Here is a 1,930-nt window from a genome sequence, read left to right as displayed (position 1 = left end):
AATGCAATCACCGCGAGCAGCCCTGACACGCCGCCGGCGAGCCCGATCGCCTGCCACAGCACGATCGCCGATCGCGGGCAGCGGGACGGCCAGTGAGCTCCGGCGAGCAGTCGTGGAACCGGCCATGCGAGCGCGCCTGCGAACAGGGAGAGGATGGCCGCGGTCGTCATAGCGGGTGAACAGTACCTCTGCCCGCAGACGGTGGTTCGGTATGTGCGCGTGTCGTGCCCGATACGGTGTCGCCGGTATGGGTGACCCCTGCGCCGGTGCGTCCCGGTTCGCCGGTTCCATCATCGATTTCGAGGTCGGTCGGACGGATGGTCGGACCGGTGTAGCCGAGTTCGGCGCCTGGCGTCGGGGCAAGCGCCCTGCGCAGGATCTCGGCTTCGGCCGGGGACACGGAACCGACAAAACGGACCAGCGCCGAGCTGCGGTCCTCGGTGGTGTCCAGGACGGCGAGCATCGCCTCGGCCACGACGGCGTCCCGGCTGCTTGACGCCCGGTAGCGGTGGGCGCGCTCCGCGCGTTCCCGCTGGACGAAGCCCTTGCGCTCGAGGCGTTCCAGCACCGTGAGAACCGTGGTGTAGGCAAGGTCGCGTTCGTGGTCGAGCCGAGCGGCCACTTCACGCGCGGTCAGCCAGACGTCGACGTCCCACAGCACGTCCATGACTGACCGCTCAAGGTCACCGAGACGCGCCATGTATTTCACTGTACGACGCGTCACGGAGTTCTGTGCCCTGATCGGGAGTCCTGTTGTGATCCCGGTCGGTCGTGCGATCCCGCGGGCCGGCGTCCCGTATTCTACAAAGCGTAGAAGTTCTACAAAGCATAGAAGATCTTTTCCCGACATGGTCCTTTGTCCGCACGGACGGTAGGCAGGAGGGGTTGCACATGATTCTTGCCGCGTCCACAGATCTTGCTCGTGGGCAGACCGCGTTCTCACTGGCCTTCCACATCTGCTTCGCGGTCTTCGGGGTGGGCATGCCCTGGCTGCTGCTCTACACCGAACGTCGCTGGATCCGGAGGGCGACCCGGTCTGGCTCGCCCTCACCCGCAAGTGGGCACGGGCCTTCGCCGTGATGTTCGCGGTCGGCGCGGTGTCGGGAACGGTCCTCTCCTTCGAGTTCGGCCTGCTGTGGCCGGCGTTCATGGCCCGCTACGGCGGAGCGCTCGGCCTGTCGTTCACCCTCGAGGGCTTCGCGTTCTTCATCGAGGCGGTCTTCATCGGCCTGTACCTCTACGGGTGGAAGCGCCTGTCCCCCAGGGCTCACTGGTTGACGATGGTCCCGATCGCCGTCGCGGGCACCCTGTCGACCCTGTTCATCATCACCGCGAACGCGTGGATGAACGTCCCTCGCGGAGTGCGGGAGGTCGACGGGCGGGTCGTCAGCGCGGAGCCGCTTGCGCCCTTCCTGACCCCGGCCACCCCGGCACAGGTGGTCCACATGCTGCTTGCGGCGTTGATGTGCACCGGCGGCGCCGTTGCCGGGGTGTACGCGGTCGGGATGCTGCGCGGACGCCGGGACGCCTACCACCGCCGCGGTCTGCGCGTCGGCCTGGTCACGGTGCTCGCCTGCGCTCCGCTTCAGCTGATCGTCGGCGACTGGGCGTCACGTGTGGTCGCGAAACAGCAACCGGTGAAGCTGGCCGCGATGGAAGCCCTGTACCGGACGCGGTCGCATGCGCCGCTGACCCTCGGCGGCATCTACGACGATGTGACCGGAGAGGTCCGGCACGGCATCGAGATCCCCGACCTGCTGTCGCTCATGACCGGCTGGAGACGTGACCACGTGGTGACGGGGCTTGCGGCGGTCCCACCGGCCGAACGCCCGAACGCCCTGATCGTCCACCTTGCCTTCGACACGATGGTGGCCCTCGGGACGGCGCTCGTCGGGCTGTCCGTGGCCGTGGCGGTGGTGGCGTTCCGGCG

The 1,930-nt window shown here is 67.9% G+C and carries 1 protein-coding gene and 2 pseudogenes; 1 reads left to right on the top strand and 2 read right to left on the bottom strand.

What is annotated here, in order from left to right:
* Together DD1DGNOD_RS30230 and DD1DGNOD_RS24305 are read right to left on the bottom strand one after the other, a co-directional pair.
* Positions 1-170: pseudogene (locus DD1DGNOD_RS30230) on the bottom strand (M56 family metallopeptidase); the annotation flags it as partial.
* The gene (locus DD1DGNOD_RS24305) at positions 167-700 is read right to left on the bottom strand and encodes a BlaI/MecI/CopY family transcriptional regulator (RefSeq protein ID WP_131765132.1); all 534 of its coding nucleotides are present in this window, start codon (positions 698-700) and stop codon (positions 167-169) included. The pseudogene DD1DGNOD_RS30230 and the gene DD1DGNOD_RS24305, both read right to left, overlap by 4 nt.
* Positions 701-891: 191 nt before the next feature.
* On the opposite strand from DD1DGNOD_RS24305, the pseudogene DD1DGNOD_RS24295 reads away from it, so the two are divergent.
* Positions 892-1,930: pseudogene (locus tag DD1DGNOD_RS24295) on the top strand (cytochrome ubiquinol oxidase subunit I); the annotation flags it as partial.

The organism is Candidatus Protofrankia californiensis (genome assembly GCF_900634765.1).
In the GTDB taxonomy this organism is placed as follows: domain Bacteria; phylum Actinomycetota; class Actinomycetes; order Frankiales; family Frankiaceae; genus Protofrankia; species Protofrankia californiensis.
Note: the sequence above shows the minus strand (reverse complement) of the source record. Positions and strands in the feature narration are given on the sequence as shown.